The sequence below is a fragment of the Brevinematales bacterium genome, from assembly GCA_026415355.1.
In the GTDB taxonomy this organism is placed as follows: Bacteria; Spirochaetota; Brevinematia; order DTOW01; family DTOW01; genus SKYB106.
Genome location: JAOAHF010000006.1, coordinates 13,328 through 33,483, shown reverse-complemented (window position 1 = coordinate 33,483; position 20,156 = coordinate 13,328). Strand labels below are relative to the sequence as shown.

The 20,156-nt window shown below is 32.1% G+C and carries 17 protein-coding genes, 1 tRNA gene and 1 CRISPR repeat array; of the genes, 6 read left to right on the top strand and 12 right to left on the bottom strand.

What is annotated here, in order from left to right; all coding sequences use genetic code 11:
• Positions 1-17: 17 nt before the first annotated feature.
• From N2712_03290 to N2712_03275, 4 genes are all read right to left on the bottom strand, one after another.
• Positions 18-108, bottom strand: a tRNA-Ser gene (locus N2712_03290).
• Between the two features lie 27 nt (positions 109-135).
• A complete protein-coding gene (gene yajC / locus N2712_03285) occupies positions 136-426 on the bottom strand; it encodes a preprotein translocase subunit YajC (GenBank protein MCX8029000.1) in 291 nt (96 codons plus the stop codon).
• A gap of 131 nt (positions 427-557) precedes the next feature.
• Positions 558-2,015: a hypothetical protein gene (locus N2712_03280; GenBank protein ID MCX8028999.1), complete on the bottom strand. Its 1,458-nt coding sequence runs from the start codon at positions 2,013-2,015 to the stop codon at positions 558-560.
• Between the two features lie 34 nt (positions 2,016-2,049).
• Positions 2,050-3,342 carry a sugar ABC transporter substrate-binding protein gene (locus tag N2712_03275; GenBank protein MCX8028998.1) on the bottom strand — a complete coding sequence of 431 codons (1,293 nt, stop codon included), beginning with the start codon at positions 3,340-3,342 and terminating at the stop codon, positions 2,050-2,052.
• Positions 3,343-3,514: 172 nt separating this feature from the next.
• Between N2712_03275 and N2712_03270 the strand changes: the two genes are divergently transcribed.
• A complete protein-coding gene (locus tag N2712_03270; protein ID MCX8028997.1) occupies positions 3,515-4,519 on the top strand; it encodes a CapA family protein in 1,005 nt (334 codons plus the stop codon).
• A 136-nt stretch (positions 4,520-4,655) separates the two neighbouring features.
• Here the strand turns inward: N2712_03270 and N2712_03265 are convergent, their stop codons facing one another.
• The 4 genes from N2712_03265 to N2712_03250 form a co-directional block, all read right to left on the bottom strand.
• The gene (locus tag N2712_03265) at positions 4,656-5,801 is read right to left on the bottom strand and encodes an aminopeptidase P family protein (GenBank protein MCX8028996.1); all 1,146 of its coding nucleotides are present in this window, start codon (positions 5,799-5,801) and stop codon (positions 4,656-4,658) included.
• A 130-nt stretch (positions 5,802-5,931) separates the two neighbouring features.
• Positions 5,932-7,431, bottom strand: coding sequence for an HD domain-containing protein (locus N2712_03260; protein MCX8028995.1), 1,500 nt, complete (start codon positions 7,429-7,431; stop codon positions 5,932-5,934).
• Complete coding sequence (locus N2712_03255) at positions 7,412-7,786, bottom strand: hypothetical protein (GenBank protein MCX8028994.1); 375 nt, start codon at positions 7,784-7,786, stop codon at positions 7,412-7,414. Before N2712_03255 ends, N2712_03260 begins: the two co-directional genes overlap by 20 nt.
• A complete protein-coding gene (locus tag N2712_03250) occupies positions 7,783-8,580 on the bottom strand; it encodes a hypothetical protein (protein MCX8028993.1) in 798 nt (265 codons plus the stop codon). The genes N2712_03255 and N2712_03250 overlap by 4 nt, the downstream gene beginning before the upstream one ends.
• 394 nt (positions 8,581-8,974) lie before the next feature.
• Positions 8,975-10,296: direct repeats of the CRISPR family, unit length 30 nt; unit sequence GTTTTTACCTACCCTTTCAGGGATTGAAAC.
• 181 nt (positions 10,297-10,477) lie between these two features.
• Between N2712_03250 and N2712_03245 the strand changes: the two genes are divergently transcribed.
• The 3 genes from N2712_03245 (at position 10,478) to N2712_03235 (ending at position 12,677) form a co-directional block, all read left to right on the top strand.
• Positions 10,478-11,626, top strand: coding sequence for a hypothetical protein (locus N2712_03245; GenBank protein MCX8028992.1), 1,149 nt, complete (start codon positions 10,478-10,480; stop codon positions 11,624-11,626).
• Between the two features lie 65 nt (positions 11,627-11,691).
• Positions 11,692-12,198 (top strand): ribosome maturation factor RimM, encoded by a 507-nt coding sequence (rimM, locus tag N2712_03240; protein ID MCX8028991.1) that lies wholly within the window; start codon positions 11,692-11,694, stop codon positions 12,196-12,198.
• A 35-nt stretch (positions 12,199-12,233) separates the two neighbouring features.
• The gene (locus N2712_03235; GenBank protein MCX8028990.1) at positions 12,234-12,677 is read left to right on the top strand and encodes a septum formation initiator family protein; all 444 of its coding nucleotides are present in this window, start codon (positions 12,234-12,236) and stop codon (positions 12,675-12,677) included.
• Between the two features lie 39 nt (positions 12,678-12,716).
• Here the strand turns inward: N2712_03235 and mutS are convergent, their stop codons facing one another.
• From mutS to N2712_03215, 4 genes are all read right to left on the bottom strand, one after another.
• Positions 12,717-15,380 (bottom strand): DNA mismatch repair protein MutS, encoded by a 2,664-nt coding sequence (gene mutS, locus N2712_03230; GenBank protein MCX8028989.1) that lies wholly within the window; start codon positions 15,378-15,380, stop codon positions 12,717-12,719.
• Positions 15,381-15,562: 182 nt separating this feature from the next.
• On the bottom strand, positions 15,563-16,090 hold the full coding sequence (gene purE / locus N2712_03225; GenBank protein MCX8028988.1) for a 5-(carboxyamino)imidazole ribonucleotide mutase: 528 nt from the start codon (positions 16,088-16,090) through the stop codon (positions 15,563-15,565).
• Entirely contained in the window at positions 16,065-17,195 is a 1,131-nt protein-coding gene (locus tag N2712_03220; GenBank protein MCX8028987.1) for a 5-(carboxyamino)imidazole ribonucleotide synthase, read from the bottom strand. The genes purE and N2712_03220 overlap by 26 nt, the downstream gene beginning before the upstream one ends.
• Positions 17,196-17,322: 127 nt before the next feature.
• Positions 17,323-17,829 (bottom strand): chemotaxis protein CheX, encoded by a 507-nt coding sequence (locus N2712_03215; protein ID MCX8028986.1) that lies wholly within the window; start codon positions 17,827-17,829, stop codon positions 17,323-17,325.
• A 237-nt stretch (positions 17,830-18,066) separates the two neighbouring features.
• Here N2712_03215 and N2712_03210 point away from each other — a divergent pair, with 237 nt between their 5' ends.
• Positions 18,067-18,345 (top strand): hypothetical protein, encoded by a 279-nt coding sequence (locus N2712_03210; GenBank protein MCX8028985.1) that lies wholly within the window; start codon positions 18,067-18,069, stop codon positions 18,343-18,345.
• Positions 18,346-18,352: 7 nt separating this feature from the next.
• Positions 18,353-20,059 (top strand): ABC transporter ATP-binding protein/permease, encoded by a 1,707-nt coding sequence (locus N2712_03205; protein MCX8028984.1) that lies wholly within the window; start codon positions 18,353-18,355, stop codon positions 20,057-20,059.
• Positions 20,060-20,156: the final 97 nt, after the last annotated feature.

The following is a 20,156-nucleotide window of genomic DNA, read 5'->3' as shown; positions in this document are numbered from 1 at the left end:
ATGGTATAATCACAGTGCGGAGAGGGTGGGATTCGAACCCACGGTAGCACCTTTCGGTACTACGACGGTTTAGCAAACCGTTGCCTTAGACCTCTCGGCCACCTCTCCTAAATTGTTTGCTAAGTATAAACTAATTTACTTTTTTTCTTCAACATTACTCTGAAAAACAGATACTACAAAATCCTTACCTATCTCCACAACAGTATCTTTTGATATTTTTGCTTTTATTATTCCTTTTTCCTCATCTCTTGAGACAAATTCTGCTATTATACCACCTGCTGTAACAAACCTATCACCTTCTTTCATCTGACTTATCTGCTGCATAAGTTTCTTCCTTCTTCTATTTTCTGGAAATATTATAAGGAAGTAAAAAACTACAAACATAAGTATCATTAGTATTAGAAAAGAAATTCCACCATCCTGCATAAAACACCTCTTAATTTTATTATAAATCATAACAAATCTCAATTTCTAAATAAAAAACTAAAGGTAAGATTTTCAGCAAATTTTAATCATTCAAAGAAAGGTTTATTCAAATTATACATAAAACAGCAAAATCACTTTTTACCCGAGTATATAGAAAAATCTATCTGGTTCTTTACATTGTTTAATGCTCTAGTCATAATAATAGCTCTCTTCTGAATAGACTTAGGCGCTGAATGGATCTTATCCAAAACTGAACTATAAGCAGCCTTATATGAATCAAACTTATTCATAATATCAAAATCAGAAGAATCAATAAAATCTAATGGTGTGTGTTTAACATGGAAGAGAAGAAGTTTTTCATACTCATGGAATATTTTTCTAAACTCTCTATAGATTACTTTCAGATAATCCTTGACTATTTGATCAAATTCATCAATCCTATCCAGTAACTCAACCAACAACGACATTTTTTCTACAACAAACTTATAATCTCTCGAATTCGACAAAGCATACTTTATTTTCATAAACGTGTTTGACAAAAACTGGTTATCAACCTCAAAAATTCTCATCTCTCCATCATAATAAATTTCCACACTTTTAGAAAACTTCGACATATTATCAGAAACTAGTATACCAAGATCTGCCAATATCGATATCACATTTGTTTGCCATTCATTTCTGGATATAGCTTCTGTAAGTTTTTTCACATGTTGTGATATATAATCTTTATAATTTTCATTTTCTCTATAGTATATCTCATAAACTTTAAGCTTGCCTCCCTTAAATTCTATTTCACCATTGAACAAGAATTTTATTGTTTTGACAAAATTCGTTCTAGGTTTTGTTGAATTCAAAAACTTGTGATATGTACTTTGATCAATTACAATTTTTGTCTTGCTTGGAGATATAGAATTTGCTCTTGACTGCAACCTTGAAGCAAGGTTCATCAATATCCCTTGAACATCTCCCGACTCACTTATAATCAAAGGAGTAGTAGAATACCCTCCCACTATACCACCAGATATCTCAAAAGGTGGTAAAAAAGGTTCCTCACCATTTTCAACGTTGGATAGTTTGATACTTTTTGAAAACAAATTTACAACATCAAAAGTAGCATTAATTATATCAACAGGATCAGCACCTACTAGTATAACTTCATCACCTCTCTCTCTTCTCGATATAACTCCATATTTTTTGGTTGTACTTTTTATTGTACTTTCAACAAATCTATCAAGACGATGTAATGAATTTATATTCTTACGAGTTTTTTGGCAAAACGCAGTATACCCATGGATGTCAAGAAGAGAAATATATAAATTTGGTATTATTATACTCTTCTTTATGTCTCCGTAGAGAGATGGATATTTCTGATCTGGTATAACTAAAAGCTTCCATAACTCTGTGTAATCATCAAAGTTTAAATCACTAAATATCCCCCAGTATAACCTTTTGATAAGTTTGAAAAGAATATCTAACTCTTGCTTTGAAATCTTCGCTGAAACATTCTTAGCCAAAAATTCTTTTAATGATGAAAACGTTGTAATTTTAGAACCTAAAATGAGGTTAACAATCTCTAAAAAATTACTCATTACAAAAAGTAAAAGGGGGATACCCCCCTTTTAGCTACTCGCTTATAGCATCTTCAACATCAAGTTGAAGCTCTTTTAAAGCTTTATCAGCCTTCATATCATTGTTAAGTACTTTCTGTATGTACTCATCAAGTATATCTCTTATTTCAACCCATTTTACAGGCCTTTTGAAATCTGTAACATATTGTAAAGCATCAAGATAAACTTTACTGTCAACCTGTGGTTGGTTTCTAACAATTGCTGATGCTTTTAAGAATGCATCACTATAGGCAACAGACTTTCTAATAGGTATAGCAAGACCACTGTTAGCAACATCTTTTTGAATCTCAGGACTTGATAAGAACTTAACAAGCTTCCAAGATAACTCTGGATTCTTAGTTGTAGAATATATACAATATGCTACAGTAAATAGAGTTGATGCTCTCTTAACTTTACCTTTTGGCATTTGTGCAACATTCCATTTGAACTTAGTTATATCTCTAAATCTCAAAGTAGCCCATCTCCCATAAGCAGCCATACCTGCTCTACCATCAACGAACATAGCTTCTCCACCACCAAAATCTCTAGAAGCAGTTATCTTAGGAACAACTTTATGAACCCAAATTAGGTCTGCTAAGAATTGTATTGCTTCAGCATTAGCTTTGAGATAAGGCTCCTTACCCAAAACAAAGTTTCCATCCTTATCAAAGAAAGTACCACCGTTAGCGTAAACCCAATTTCTCCACCAGTTAGCCCAAGTCTCTAATACAAAACCATATTGATCAATATTACCATCTCCATTCAAATCCTTGGTAAGCTTCTTAGCAGCATTTAAAAAATCATCCCATCCCCAGTTATCATTAGGATAACTAACTCCAAATTTGTCAAACATATCAATATTGTAATAAAGAACAAGAGTTGTAAAGTCCTTTGCTATACCATATAACCTTCCTTTGTATCTAAATTCATTAAATGGTGCCTCAAAGAAATCAGGAACATTAACCTCATCTTTATCTCTGTTCAAGAAATCGTCAAGTTGTAGCAAATGTCCCCTTGAAACAAGTCCAGCAAAATCCTCTATATCAAGGTAAAAAACATCAGGAGGAGTACCACCAGCTATCATAGTTTTTAGTTTTTGTCCAAAACTTAATGAATCAACATGTATTCCTTCTATCTCAACTCCAGGATTTTGTTGGATAAAATTGCTTATATACCCAAGAACAACTTCTTTCTCTTCAGGAGTACCCCAATACATAAAAACTAACTTATTCTGTGGAGCACCACACGACCATAACACAACACTCGTAGCTAACACAAGAAGCATGAATAAATATTTTACCCTATACATACATACCTCCTCTCAAGTTAACCATAATTATAAATATGAAGGTAGTACTTGTAAAGAAAATCTTGTAAAAATCTATTCTCTGCTAATCAAACTTAAATTTTATCATAAAACATAAAAAACTGTGAAAAACAAGATACCTAACATTTAAAATCTTCGGCAGTTTAGAGGACATATGAGAGTCGTAATTTTTTTTAATCTCATCTTATTGATTTTAGCAAATATAGCAATAGGAAATGACACAATAATAGTAAAAGCGGTCGGAGATACCATGCTAGGGTCAGTAACTCCAAAAACAATTCTTCCCCCAAGACAAGGAGAAGAATTCGTAGAAAGTATAGGAGATTATCTAAAAGGAGCAGACATAGTATTAGCCAATCTTGAAGGTGCGTTCATAAAAGATGGATTCAGACCATCAAAGTGTGGAGGCAAAAAAAACTCTTGTTACGAGTTTGGTATGCCAACATACTTAACAAATGCGTTTAAAAAATTGGGTTTCAATGTAGTATCTTTCAACAATAACCATGTTATGGACTACGGTAGAGATGGATATAATTATACACTCCATCTCATAGAAAAATTAGGAATGAAGTATGCAGATATGGAAAACTATGCTGTAATGAATGTAAAAGGTAAACAAGTCTGCATAGTTGCATTTGGATTCAGTGGAGGTAAATACTCAATACTAGATGTACCAAAAGCAAAACAAACGATAACTTCACTGAAAGAGAAGTACGATATTGTAATAGTATCTTTTCACGGGGGTGCCGAAGGTAACTCAGCCATACACACTAAAGATATTAACGAATACTTCCTTGGTAGTAATAGAGGTAACGTTGTCAAATTTGCAAGAGGTGTAATTGATGCAGGAGCAGATCTCGTAATAGGACATGGACCACATGTTCTAAGAGCAATTGAGATATACAAAGGTAAACTTATAGCATATTCTCTCGGTAATTTCCTAACCTATGGAAACTTTAATATAAAAGGTAACGGAGGTATAGGTGGAATACTTGAAGTTCATCTAACAGCAAAGGGTGAGTTTATAAAAGCAAACTTTATACCAACTATACAAATACCTCCAGGAATACCAGTATATGATAGAGAGAAAAGGGGTATATCTCTAATAAATAGGCTAGGCAAAGAAGACTTCCCACAATCTTATTATAAGTTTGAATAAATAACATATCAATAAAACAAACGTGGAATAAAGCTATTGAAAAATAGAAAGTATAAATTTTGAGCAAAAATTTATTTAAAAAATCATTAAACTACATGATTTAAACGAAATTGTACAATACAAAGTAGTTATCAACTTAAAGTATTATCATATCAGTTGTTAAACTTGTTAAAACTTCCGAGGAATTTTTCTTAACAAAAACCATATTTTCTATTCTTACACCAAATTCATTAGGAATGTAAATACCTGGTTCGATTGTTACAACCATTCCCTCTTTTAGTTCATCTTCGTTGTCTTTTGATATAAAAGGATATTCATGTATCTCAAGACCTACGCCATGTCCTGTGGAATGAGTAAAGTATTCACCATAACCGTACTTCTCTATAACACTTCTAACCCTCTTGTCAAGATCTTCAATTTTTATACCACTTCTAACATAAGCAATACCTTCATTAAGAGCTTCAAGAACTATGTTGTACACATCTTTCATTTTCTGAGTCGGAGTACCCAGAAAAACAGTCCTAGTTGTATCGGTACAATACATATCCTTCTTTATACCAAAATCGATAACTATTGGCTCTCCATTTGATATAACCTTATTAGAAGCTCTACCATGAGGCATTGAAGATCTAATACCAGAAGCAACTATTGTTTGAAATGACATTTCATCTGCGCCCTTAAGTTTTAAGTAATACTCCATTTCTATTGAAATCTCTCTCTCCGTAACACCAGGTTTTATAAATTTGAGTATGTATAAAAAACCCTCATCAGAAAGAAGTAAATTATTCCTCAAAATATTCAACTCATTCTCATCCTTGACTGATCTTACTTTATCTGAAAGATACTCTCTAAAATATATCTTCACATTTCCTACAGAAAAATGATCATCCCTTAGAGATAAAAGCTTTTTATTAAGACCAAATAATCTTTTATCTTTTGCTGTATCAATAACCTTTATAAAATTACTAACTCCTGCATTTGTAGAACATATAAATATTTCAGGAGATTGTATGTCTATAAGTATATCGATAAGCTCAGAAAAAATCTTTGATTTATCTACTAACCTAACGTCAAAAATAGAAGTATCCACAGAACTATTCACTTCATTCAAGAACATTTTAGTCGTTATCAAATAAGATTTAGGATTACTCAACACAAGATAGCCAAAATCACCAGTAAACCCTGAAAAGTAAAACAAATCTTCAAGTTTTGATGTTATGAAAGGGCTACCTGCTGTCTGAATCAACATTCTATCAATTCTCGATCTATATATATTAGACATAGTTACCTCAAAACTTAGTTTTTTTAATTATTAATTATCAAACTCTTAAAACTTTCGTTTCAAAAAAACTCCATTGGAAAACGAATAAAATTACCAAATAAGTCAACACCTAACAAAGTACAATGAAAGATTACATTTCTTTAATTATAGAAGAGATTTCCTCTAAACTCGTGAAAGAATTTATAAATATATCAACTAATTCAGGGTCGAGCTGTGTACCCTTTGATTTTTTAATTTCTTCTAACGCAAATTCGAAAGGCAATCCTTTTCTATAAGGCCTATCTGAAGTCATAGCATCCAAAGTATCCGCTATAGAGATTATTCTAGCAAATATAGGTATTTCTTGACCTTTTAGTCCATCAGGGTATCCTTTACCATCAAATCTTTCATGATGGTATTTTATACCCTCCAAAACTTCATCCAACCCATCTATAGAACTAAGTATATTGTATCCTATCACTGGATGCTTTTTTATTACTTCAAACTCTTCATCAGTTAAGGTACCAGGTTTTCTCAAAATACTATCAGGTACTCCTATCTTACCTATATCATGAAGTATTGCCGATAATTCAAGTTGTTTTATCCTTTTTTGAGAAAATCTCAAAGCATTACCGAGTTTAATGGAGTATATTTGAACCCTAAATGAGTGTCCTTTTGTATATTCATCCCTAGCTTCCAAAGCAGTTATAAGAGACTTTATTATACTACTCGATATACTGTTTAACCTTTCATAGAGAAGAGAATTTATTATATTGATTCCCAAGACTTCACTAATAGTTTCTAATATTCTAAGATCATCATCTGAAAATTCTGTTTCCTTAAGTTTATTTATTACCTCAATAACACCTATTATTTTCCCAAGAGGTCTTATAGGAACAGACATTAAAGATTTAGTAATAAAACCACTCTTTTCATCAACTCCACTATAGAAATCTGGGTGATTACTAACATCATTAACTATGAGAGATTTACCAGTTCTAACAGTATAACCAGCTACACCTTTATCTATTGGTACTCTTATTTCTTTTATTCTATCACTCTTTTCACTATCAACAACTTTAAAGTACAAATCATTACTTTTCTCATCTCTTAAAAGTATTGAAGAAGCTTGTACATCCAAAAGTTTCTTAGTTATACTTGTAATTTTCTCTATAACCTCATTTATATCTTCAACTTCAGTAGTCTCTTTCAATATTCCAATAAGTTCGCCAAAAACATAGTTTTTATCATATAAATCCTGAAAAGAATAAAAATTACTAACAACACTCTCTATCATACTTAACTCTTGGTCAGACAAGTTACTAGAATTAACGAAAATCCTCACTAATACTTTTTTATGTAGCTTTCTACTACTAAGTAATAAATCAAAATAATACCAACTACTTCCATCGTCAAAAGATTTAAGTTTTTTAGATATTTCACTCTCAAGGATAACATCCTTAAGAAGGAGTGATCTCTCCGACTTAAATATTGACAAAAAACCTTTACGGGTTTCTATATAAACTCCAAAAGGTATATCTTTACCTAAAGCATATGTACAAATTTCTCGAAAATCTACATCGAAAATATCATTCTTCTCCTTCAAAATATTCATGAATATATTTGTCAAACTAAATATTTTCTGAAACATACTCTTTAAGTATCTCCCTGAGATCTAGTCTTTTTATCAACTCTACTCTTCTACTTGTTTTACTCTCCCAAACTATTCCAAAAGTGTTTGATCCAGTATAGTAAAGCTTTTTATCCTCGTCAATTCTGATATTACTTTTTATAAAATTAACAACACAATCAAAATGGAAAGTATGATCAGAAATAACAATATTTGAAGGATCTTTGTAACAATTCTCACCACAGATAGGGCAAACACCTATCACTACACTAGTATCAACTGAAAAACTTACATAACTTTTAACAAACTTATTTTTTTGGTTTAGCAGTTTACGCCTTTCCTTTTTACTGTGATCATTAAAATTCTTATTTTTCATTTTATATTCTCCCACCACTTAATAAAATAATCAACATCTAATTTATACACAAGTGTTTCTAATTCCTGCTTCGACACACCTGAAAGTTTGTAAACATCATCTACTTCTGCTAGCTGTCTTGATAAAAGTTTCAAGTAATGCACATCTGAGATTTTTTTTGGTTTTCTAAACTCTCTAAGTATTCCAAATAACAACTGTTCCCTTTGGATTATACTAAGGGATTTCCAAGTTTCTACTATTCTCTTTCTAAACAGATACGGTGTTTCGATACGCCTTCTATCATAAGGTGATAAAATATTCACACAATACCAACATATCCCTTCATGATAACTAAATTGCTCAATAATTTCACTAGGAAACATATGTCTATAACAAGACTTACAAAACAGAAGCTCCTTCTTAGCAAGAGTAGCATTCTTATCATAAATTCTAAGATCTTCAGATGAATAAATACCCAAAAAATCAAACACATGCGAAGGTAAAATATCTAAAGTTATTAATCTTTCACTTATGAAAAGGTCAATGTTATTTTTGGAGTAGATTTTCTTGAACTTATTATCCTTTACAATAAACTCCGAATATATGTTATCACTCTTCCACCAAGCCTCAAGAATTGGAGTCGTATAAAAAAAATTCCAAATTTTCTGAAATGTAAAACTAGAGTCATTCATAAACCATTTAACAAAGAATATATTTTTGAAATCGTCGTAATCTTTAACTGTTTGCAAATTAATAAAAACGTATAAATTAGTTCTATTTGAAACTATTCTATAATGTGCCAAGTCTCCAACCATCACAATATAATTATCAAAAAAATCACTCGTTATCTCAAGAAAATTGATAACCGAATTTCAACTAATAACCCAAACAATTATCTGAATTTTTCTGGAAACCCCCCACCTTTTTTGAGTGTCTGAAAAATTTTTGCGTCCAGTTAGATTAGTATAATTATATTTGACTATTCAAAGTAGTCTAAAAACCATATTTTTACCGTATCTCCAGATACCAAAATGTTTTGGTATCTCCAAAAGTTCGTTTCCGGAAACCCCCAGGGGTTTTTGCAGCATCGGAGGTTTCCAGAAAAAAATGTTGCAAGTTGTAATCTCAATGTTTATAATACTTTTGTAATTATTAGTCGCTCTAAAACATATCAAATTGAATACCAAAATATTTTGTATTTATGTTATGGTTTTTACCTACCCTTTCAGGGATTGAAACCCGTAGTAGTTCATGTAAACGGCAAGATAGACTTTCCTGTTTTTACCTACCCTTTCAGGGATTGAAACTGGTAAGGACTGTATGCCAAAGTAATTACAAAGCTTAGTTTTTACCTACCCTTTCAGGGATTGAAACATGGCTTGAAGATAGAAAACTATCTACGCAATCCTAGTTTTTACCTACCCTTTCAGGGATTGAAACTGATATACTTCATAGGCTTCATCTCTTCCTCTTTAGCATCGGTTTTTACCTACCCTTTCAGGGATTGAAACCTGGTCTTCGGATCTTTTCGCTTGATCCGAACTTTGGTTTTTACCTACCCTTTCAGGGATTGAAACTTTCAATGAGCATCCAATAGACATTCTAAAAACAAGGTGTTTTTACCTACCCTTTCAGGGATTGAAACTTTCGTCTATCCTTAGATAGACTATTCTATCTTTCATGTTTTTACCTACCCTTTCAGGGATTGAAACGTAGTATTAAAACAGTTAGAAGTTGCGTTAAAAAATGCAGGTTTTTACCTACCCTTTCAGGGATTGAAACGCCAAGAAATCGAATAGACCCATGCACGAATTATGAGTTTTTACCTACCCTTTCAGGGATTGAAACGATATTTCCAAGCTGCGTCTCATCCTTCAAGATGAGAGTTTTTACCTACCCTTTCAGGGATTGAAACAACCTTGAGCTTCATTTGCAACTTCATACACATACCTGTTTTTACCTACCCTTTCAGGGATTGAAACAGCCTATCATACGCGTCGTTGCTAATGCGCTTGAGGTTTTTACCTACCCTTTCAGGGATTGAAACTATACGAAATTCTTTTTTGAATGGCCTTCTCTAAAAAGTTTTTACCTACCCTTTCAGGGATTGAAACACGTAAACTTTTTCTTTTTTCAAATATTTTTCTACAAGTTTTTACCTACCCTTTCAGGGATTGAAACCGGGTTCGAAATAAACGATATCCTTCTCCTCGCTCATATACACGTTTTTACCTACCCTTTCAGGGATTGAAACTACTGCAAGAAGTCCTGAAAGCGATGTAAGAAGATGGAGGTTTTTACCTACCCTTTCAGGGATTGAAACATATTACCAAGGATGGCTTGCTGAAATTGCTAGCAACCAGTTTTTACCTACCCTTTCAGGGATTGAAACTGCAAAAGCTATGACCACAAGCATAGATGCTATCCTTGGAGGTTTTTACCTACCCTTTCAGGGATTGAAACCCTCAAAGAGAAGAATATCTGAATATCATCTCCGAAATGTTTTTACCTACCCTTTCAGGGATTGAAACTGTACATACGAGAGTGTTTTGAATTTTCGTTTACCATTTCTTGGCGTTAGGTATTGAGGTGTTTGTCAGACTTTAATCTTTGAGTTTGTGTATAATGACAAATGGAAAACTTTTGGTAGTATGTTTTATATTTGTTATGTATAACCATCGTTTGAATTCTATGTAAGAGTCTTGGTGGTATATGTATATATCCTACACAAAAGAGTTAATATTGCAATACTTCATGCCATTGTTTGTGTGTCTTGCTATTTTACTTCTGGCTTTTTTGCTCTTTCCGAATGTTTATCAAAAAATGTTTGTATCGGATCCAAACCCTGGATTTGGAGATACACCATATTACATCGGTATTGCCAAAGATGGATACTCAAATCCTGCAGAATGGGCTTATTATCCATTATATCCATTGTTTACCAAAGTTTTTGGTATCTTATTACCTCTACCTTTGGAAAAGATTTCTGTAGTTTTGTCTATTTCGGTATTTTTGGTTTCTATTCCAGTAACTGTTGTTGTCTTCAAGAAACTACTCCATGAAAAATTGTATCTCATATTTATTCTGCTATACCTTACAAATCCAATGATAATTTTTCATTACCTAGGATATACTGAGAGTCTTTTTTCTTTATTGCTTATTATTTACATCTACTTTTTATCTTCAGCTAAACCAAGTTTGTTCTTAAAAGTTCCATTAATCTTTATACTTTCAATTCTCATAAGCCTTACAAGACCTGTATTGTTACAATTCATCTTTTCGGTCTTACTTGCTTTGTCATTGATGTATATTATCAGAAAAGAAACAAGTAGAGAAGAGTTTATTTTGGGAATAGTGTCAGTCGCAGGAGTATTAGTGGGATATATGATTTTTGGAGTGTATGCGTGGTATTTAACTGGGGATTTTTTTAAACCGTTCACAGTTCAGTCTTTGTGGGATAAAAAAGTTGGTTTATACCTCCATAATCTGTGGGCCAAAGGTACAACTATGGATATAATAGCATTGTATATGGGAATATTTATATCGATATACTTGGTGTATAAAGTGCTTAAGTATTTAAAGTCTGGAGAGACAGAGTTTGTACCGAAAAAGTTTGAATTTTGGTTCTCAATAGGAATTTTGATATCTCATGTAGCTATTGTTTTCTTTACACAAGATGGTGATTTAAGAAGTTTGGGTAGGTATGTCTTTTCAATACCTACTACATTCCTAGCACTGGGAATGCTTATCCCCAAACCTAGTAGGTTGAGTTTCGTTATTCTCTACTTTACAATTTTCTTGTCTTCGATTAGCCTTTTGTACTGGTTTTATATGTATTCTAATACTCTATGGGTTGGTTGATTTTCTTATGTTCTGACTTCTTAAACATTGTAATTGCTAGATTGGAATTTTGAAAATTTAGTTATATGAGTAATAGATTTGTGGAAATAGGTAAGATAGTTGATAAATTTAAGTTAGATAACCAAATAAAAGTAGAGCCTCTTGTAGATGATAAGTACTACCTTAAGGAAGTTAAAGAGTTCTACATAAAAACGCTAACAGGTTTTAAGGAATTGCATCTATCTTTTGATTTTTTCTCTTCAGAGAATGTTATTTTCAGAGTTGAGAATGTCAGACCAGAATTGTTAGATTTCCTTAAAGGAAAATTTATCTATACAAAATACGAAAACCTACCTAAGCTCAAAGATAATCAGTACTACATAGCAGACTTAGAAGAATGTGTAGTCTATGAATATAATGGAGATAATCTAGGTAAAATCAGTAGGATACTCACAGATGGTAGATTATTCTTCTTAGAATTTTCTTCTTTTATCATACCATTTACACCTAGATATGTTGAGAAAGTTGATGTAGAGTCAAAAATCATAAAATTAACAAAAGTTTTTTCAGATGAGAAGGATTATCTTAAATAGCTAGATTTTTTGAAACTTTACCGAAACTTCATATTATGAAAAGTGAAATAATGTTTTCAATAGTTGTAATATCTGTTTCAATCTTAGCTTTGGTAGTTTCGATATCTTTTGTTTTCTCAAGAGGTGGTATTATCGATACTATAAAGAAAGAGAGAGAAATAGCATATCTTAAAGAGCAGGTTGTCCGTTTGGAAAAAATGAATCAAGATAAGAAGAAACAGTTGGAAATGTTGAAAAATGATGTGGAGTACAGAAAATCAATAACAAAAGGATTGGGTATAGATGTTGAAGAAGGAGAGTATGTTTTTAGGTTTGAAGATTACAAGGGAAACGTTATTATTGATTCCCAAAAACCCCAAAGCTTGTTTATAGATAAGATTTCACTATTTATAGCAGTTATTTTCTCTATACAAGTTTTGGTTTTTTTATTGATTTTGTCAAGATATGTGATTAGGACTATTAAGGATAATAGGAATTAGCTATCTTGAAGTGTTTTTTATTAAACCTGAATATTCAATCTACGTGATTTTTGATTTTATATCTTCTAATATTTTTAATGCTTCTACTGGTGTAGTTGAGTTTATGTCAATCGATTTTATATATTCTAGTAATTCTTTTATGTTTTCCGGAATGTTGTATGAGAAGAGAGGGAGTTGTATTAGAGTGCTTAACTGTTCTTTTGAAAGATTTTCACTGAGTATTTTTTGAGTTTTTTCGAGTTGATATAGAATATCATTTGCTTTATTGATTACAGGTGTTGGTATTCCTGCTATTTTAGCTACAAATATTCCATAGCTTTTGTTTGCTATACCTTTAACGACTTTTTTCAGAAATATTATCTCTCCTTTGTACTCTCTAACGGCCATAGTGTAATTTTTAATACCTCTTTTTTCATCATCACCCAACCTTGTGAGCTCATGGTAATGCGTTGCGAATAGAGTTTTCCCATACTTCTGTGGATTGTTTGCTATGTAGTCAATTACAGCCCAAGCAATTGAAACACCATCAAAAGTTGATGTACCTCTACCTACTTCGTCCATCACTATAAGACTTCTAGGAGTTGCATTTTTGAGAATATTTGATACCTCTATCATCTCGACAAGGAACGTACTCTGACCTAATGCTATGTAGTCACTAGCACCTATCCTTGTGAATATCTTATCTATGATACCTAGTCTAAATTCTTTCGCGGGTACAAAAGATCCTATGTGAGCCATTATAGCAAGTAGTGCATTCTGACGTAGATAAGTTGATTTACCTGCCATGTTTGGCCCTGTAAGTATTATTATTCTATTACTGTAGTTATCCATGTACGTGTCATTGGGTACAAATTCTCCTTTCGGAAGGTACATCTCAACAACAGGATGTCTTCCCATTTTAACTATAAATTCAGTTCCATCAGTAAATTCCGGCTTACAGTAGTCATTCTCAATTGCTAAAACTCCAAATCCTGAAAATACATCTATCTCACTTACTACGTCGGAAATTTTCTTAATGTCCTTGTAATACTTAGAAACTTCTGATAAAAGATATGAATATATCTCTTTCTCCAAAAATTCTATTCTTTCAGAGGAGTAAACGACCTTGTATTCAAGTTCTTTTAGTTCTTGTGTTATAAATCTCTCTGCGTTTACAAGTGTTTGTTTCCTTTCGTAGTCAGATGGTACAAGATTAAGATTTGGTTTTGATACTTCTATATAAAAACCCATAACCTTATTATATCCTACCTTGAGAGAACTAATACCGGTTCTGATTCTCTCTCTTTCTTGGATTTTCTCAATATAGTCTTTTACATTTTTAGTAATCTCTCTCAGTTCATCGAGTTCATTGTTTACTCGTTCTTTTATTACGCCACCGTTTTCAAAACTATTTGGAGGATTGTCTACTAAAATGGTATCTATAAGCTTGTAGATTTGTTCTGTAGTTTCTGGAATTGATACATCAAAGTTTCTCATGTAATCACCAAGTAAAGTTGCTAGTTTGATGAAAGCCTTGATAGAATTCTTCAGGTTTATAAGTTCTTTAGGTGTTGCTCTTTTGAAAGATATTCTACTACTTATTCTCTCTATGTCTGCTATCTCCGAAAGTAAAGATCTTATATCATTCAATCTTGTGTGATTGTTAACAAAATACTCTGTTTTTTTTAGTCTATTGCTTATAACTTCAATGTTTATAGGGGGGTTTAGTATCATCTTTCGTAGTAGTCTTCCTCCCATAGGGGTTATAGTTTTGTCCATTACCTCAAGCAAAGTGTACTTTCTACTACCATCGAGTAAGTTGGAAACTAACTCAAGGTTCCTTATTGAAAAGTCATCTATCTCCATGTATGTTTTGTTGTCAATAAAAGAGATACTTGATATACCTACATCTTCTGACATCTGAGTTTCTTCAAAGTATCTTACAGTTGCTCCTATTGCTATTTTCTCTTCTTCATTCAGGGTGCCGTTTATGTTAGCATTTTGAGAGTGTTTTTCAAAAAACTTAATGCACTCGTCTTTGTCGAAAAACCATTCGGGATAGGATGTTATTGTTATGCTTTTAAAACCAGATAGAATTGGAGAAATTATATGGTTTGAAAGTAGATTGCTAGGTATCAAAACTTCTGCTGGCTGGTATTTCGTGAAAAGTTCCGTGAATTCTTTCTTTAGTTTGTACATTTCTTCTTCATCTGATACTTTGGATATCTCTTTAGACAGTCTTACTTTTTCAACTAGTATTTCTCCTGTTGATAAATCTCCAAATACTCCTATTATATAGTTCCCTATTGAATAAATTGTTAGTAGAAAGTTGTTTAATTTTGTTTCAAGTACGTCAACATCTGTTATAGTACCTGGAGTGATTATTTGGACTACTCCTCTCTTAACTATACCCTTTGCTAGAGATGGATCTTCTAATTGCTCACATATTGCTATTTTGTACCCACTTTTTACAAGCTTGTAGATGTAGTTCTTTGAAGAATGTGCTGGAAACCCACACATTGGTAAATCATTCCTAGAAGTTAAAACTATGTTTAGTATTCTTGAAGCTTCGTACGCATCATCTCCAAAAAGTTCGTAGAAATCACCTAACCTAAAAAGTAACAATTTATCTTTGTGCTTCTCTTTTATTGAAAAATATTGTCTTATCATTGGAGTTGAAACTTTAACATCAATTAGACTAATTTCCTCTCTGTTGTTACTCATACTCAAGATATTATAAAACCTCAATGTGTTGTCTAAAAAAATTTTTTTAGACAAGAGTTAGATACTGGAAGACAATATAACAGACAAATCGTAATCTTGGAGATTTAGACCTAGTGATAGTGTACTATGAATATTTCAGTTACATTCAATTTGGTTTTCACCAAGTTATTAAATGAATAGTCTTACTGATTTCCTATTAGTTTGTGTTTAGTTGTATAATCATCTGGGCCTAGAGATATGAGTTCACTATCTTTATTGTTTACTTCTATTTCCATTTTCTTTTGAAATTCTTTTAGTTTTTTTCTTAGATCTGGGTATTTTATAGATAATATTTTTACTGCTAATATACCTGCATTTTTTGCGTTGTTTATAGCGACAGTTGCTACAGGTACACCTGCCGGCATTTGAACTATTGAGAGCAATGAATCTAATCCATTTAGATTAGTTGTTTTTACAGGTACTCCTATTACGGGTAGTGTTGTGATTGATGCTGTCATTCCTGGTAAATGAGCTGCTCCACCTGCTCCTGCTATTATAACTTCTATACCTCTTTCTTCAGCTGTTTTAGCATACTCAAACATTTTCTGAGGTGTTCTATGCGCAGATACAATCCTAATCTCGTAGTCTATTCCAAACTCTTCAAGTACTTTAGCTGCTTCTTTCATAATAGGTAAGTCTGAATCGCTACCCATTATTATTCCTACCTTCATATCTATCTCCTTTTGCCTTTATTTTGCTCTTTACAAGATTTGCTTTTTGTATAAGATTGTCTATATCTCTGTCAATTATTGTAATGTGTCCTAATTTTCTTAAAGGAAAAGTTTCTTGTTTTCCATAGATATGTAAGTATGTTCCAGGTATTGACAATACTTCCTCTACACCTTCATATACAACATCTCCGTAGTATCCTTCCTCCCCAAGAATATTTATTGTAACTGCAGGTATGAGTAGTTCTGTGCTACCAAGTGGTAATCCTAATATTGCTCTTACATGTTGCTCAAACTGACTTGTAGCACATGCTTCTATAGTATAATGTCCTGAATTGTGTGGTCTAGGTGCTATTTCGTTTACCAAAACTTTTCCATCTTTTGTCAAGAAAAATTCAATTCCAAAAACTCCAACACCATCAAGTGCTTCAATAGTCCGTATTGCTAATTCTTTAACCTCATTCTCAACCGATTCTTCTATTCTAGCAGGTGCTAGAAGAAAATCAAGTATGTTGCCTTTGGGATTGAATACCATTTCAACAACAGGAAAAACTTGAACCTGCCCTTTCGTATTTCTAGCAACAATCGTTGCTAATTCTTTATCTATCTCGACAAACTCTTCAACGTAGGAAGGAGACTTTATAGCATTTTTCAAATCATCCTTACTTTTTATTACAAATGTGCCTCTTCCGTCATATCCTCCTCTTCTTGCCTTCTGTACGCATGGAAATATCTCTATTTCTTCTACACTGTTTATTACCTTAAATTGTGGTGTAGGTATATTGTTGCTTTTTAAAAACTCCTTTTGTATTAGTTTGTCTTGAATTGTTTCTAAAACCTTTGGTGATGGAAATACTTTTTCTGAAAAGGAATGTAGTATAGATGTATCAACGTTTTCAAGATCGTATGTTATAACATCTGAGACTTCTATTATTTTTTCGATGTCTTTTGGATTTTTGTAGTCTCCTAGTATATGTTTTGCTACCATACCTGCCGGCGCGTCTGGTTTTGGATCCAATACTACAACATTAAACCCCATCTTTCTAGCTTCTTGGGAAGTCATCTTAGCTAATTGTCCACCACCTAGTATTCCTATGGTTAAGTTCATATCGCTAATTATTATGAATTATTTGATGCTTACAATGATAAATTAAGATTTTTAAACTCAACTAAAGCTGTGTACCTTTTAATTCTAGGTTAGAAGGTTTAGATGGTAGTAGATTATTTTTTAAATTTTACTTTATTGAATTGATATCTAGGAATTCATCAAATAATATTGATATTGCCATACTTCCATATATTGTATCAAGTATAGCTTCTACATACTGTTTGTGAGAGAGTAATGTACCATCTTTGTTTATCAGGACGAGAGGTGGTGAAATTTGAATTTTTACACCAGAATTATATAAAGAAGAAATTGCATTCCCGCTTATTTGGTTTGCTATTTCTCCTATAACATCTCTAAATAATTCCTTAAATTCTTCATTTGACATGTTCTCAATTGATTTTCCATAGACTTCTTTAACCATGTTATCAACCATTTTTACTGATAAGCCTCTATCGAATTCAAATATTATATACCCCTTTATATCTTCTTTGAATTCTATTAAAACGGCAACAGATTTGCTTATCTTTTTTTGCTTTTTTATTGATGTTTTATTTCTGTAGAGCTCAAGTCCACTTAAGTCTTTAACTACCTTTATGCTTGATGAGACAAATTCCAGTACTATTTTGGGATCCATAGGATAATTATCTATGACTTATTAGACTTACTTTAATGAAAATGTTCAATGAAATTAAAATAAATGTTAAAAGATTATGTGTAAGATTTAAATCACACTTTTCGATGTACATGAAAGTAATTTAAAAACACCTATTCTCGCTTTGATACTTACATAAGGAGTTTTATGTTTTTCATTTATCTAACTTTATAAATTATCTTTGTAATCATTTAAAATTCTTAAAAAGAGGTAAAAGTTATGGATTTCCTCCTGAGTCTTGTTGTTGTTATATTGATAAGTGGTATTTTTGGTGTTTTATGGAACTTTATAAGCGAGAAGTTCTACTATAGAAGTGTTCTTTTGGGGTATTTAGGTGCGGCTGGATTATCAATACTTGGAGGGGTTATAGGGTTTTATTATTTGGGATTTATAGTTAACTTTTTGGTGATGGGTACTAATATAAATTTCATAGCTGTTCTTTTGGGAGCGTCTATAGTGTTATGGATTGCGTCAAAAGTAAATCCCGTAAATAAGTAATGATTTAATGAGGTTATTCTTAAGCTATATAAAAAAACATAAGATACTACTTTCAGTAAGTGTGTTGCTAACTATCATAACTACTTTGACAACTGTAGTTTTACCTGTACTAGCTGGTAGAATGCTAGGTGGTATATTCAATCCGCAAGTTCTTATAGAGAATACAATAAGAGTAGTAATTGTTGGTCTTCCTGTAATAGCTGTTTGGTCATTGTCAAAGTACTTTTCATCTCTGTCTATAGTTGTGTTAGCACAAAAAGTTGTTTTTGACATAAGGAATGAAATGTATAGAAAGTTAACTGATATTAAACCTTTGGTTTTCAAACAGAAAAGTGGTGGTGAGTTTATATCTAATATCCTTAACGATGTTCAAGTCTTAGAGAATTTTATAACAACAGGATTTCTTGAGCTTGTTAAAAATCCGTTGATAATAGTTGGTTGCATAATACTACTAGTCTATACTAGTTGGAAGTTAACTCTTGTTATACTACTTATAAGTCCTATATTTGGTATTGTTTTGCTAATTGGTAATTTAGCTAAGAAGGTTTCTGAAGACATACAGAGCAGAATATCGGATACTACGTCATTGATGAGTGAATCAATATACGGTATAGAAACGATAAAAAGTTTTGGTGTTGAAGGTAAGTTTAGAGATAAATTTTTTAGTTATAGTTCTGAATATACTTCTTCACAGATAAAGTTTAGTAGATTTGGAGTATTACCAGTTCCGGTATCAGATTTCTTCGGAGCTTTAGCGGTTGTAATTGTAGTTGTTGTAGGGGCTCTTGAAATAAAAAGTGGTAATTTATCTTATGAGAATTTTGCAACATTTATAACTACTATATTTTTTATTTCTCAGCCTCTAGCTATAATGGGTAGTCAGTTTGTGTTACTGCAAAGAGCGCTTACAGCATTGGAAAGAATTCAAAAACTTTTCTCATTAGATGATGAGAAAAACATTGATGGAATAAAAAGCGTTAAGAATGGTAAGGTTGAGTTTAAGAGAGTGTTTTTTGCTTATGAAGGAGAAAGGTTTGTATTAAATGATATAAGCCTTAAAATAGAAGATGGAGAGATGGTAGCTCTTATAGGTCCTTCGGGTAGTGGAAAATCTACTATGGTATCGGCAATTATGGGATTTGTAATACCTACCAAGGGTAAGTTACTTGTAGGAGATGTGGATATTAAAGAATATGATCTGAAAGAGTATAGAAAGTATCTTTCAATTGTACCACAGGATATTGTACTTTTTTCAACAACTATAAAAGAAAATATTGACTTTGGTGGTGGATTTAGTGATGATGAAATTATGGAGGCTAGTGTACTTGCAAATGCTCATGAGTTTATTCAGAGACTACCAAAAAAGTATGATACAATTTTAGGCGAAGGTGGTGTTAAATTGTCTGGTGGTGAACGACAAAGAATAGCATTAGCAAGAGCATTGGTTAGAAAACCTAAAATTCTAATACTGGATGAACCTACGTCTTCTCTTGATCCTGTTTCTGAGACTTATATAAATGATTCTCTAAACAAAATAAAAGGTAGGCATACAATAATAGTTATAGCACATAAACTTTCAACAGTGTTTATAGCTGATAAAATAGTTGTTATGAAGGAAGGAAGAATAGTTGAAATTGGTACTCACAAAGAACTTGTTGAAAATAAAGGAGAATATTTCAAACTCTTGTCTAGCTATTCATCGCTTTCTAACTAGCAGATTCAGAAATGTAATTTTTAGTAGTAATTAGATTTGATTTAGTTTGTTTGACCCTTTGCCTTTTTGGAATATTACAGATGAGTTTTGGGTAAAT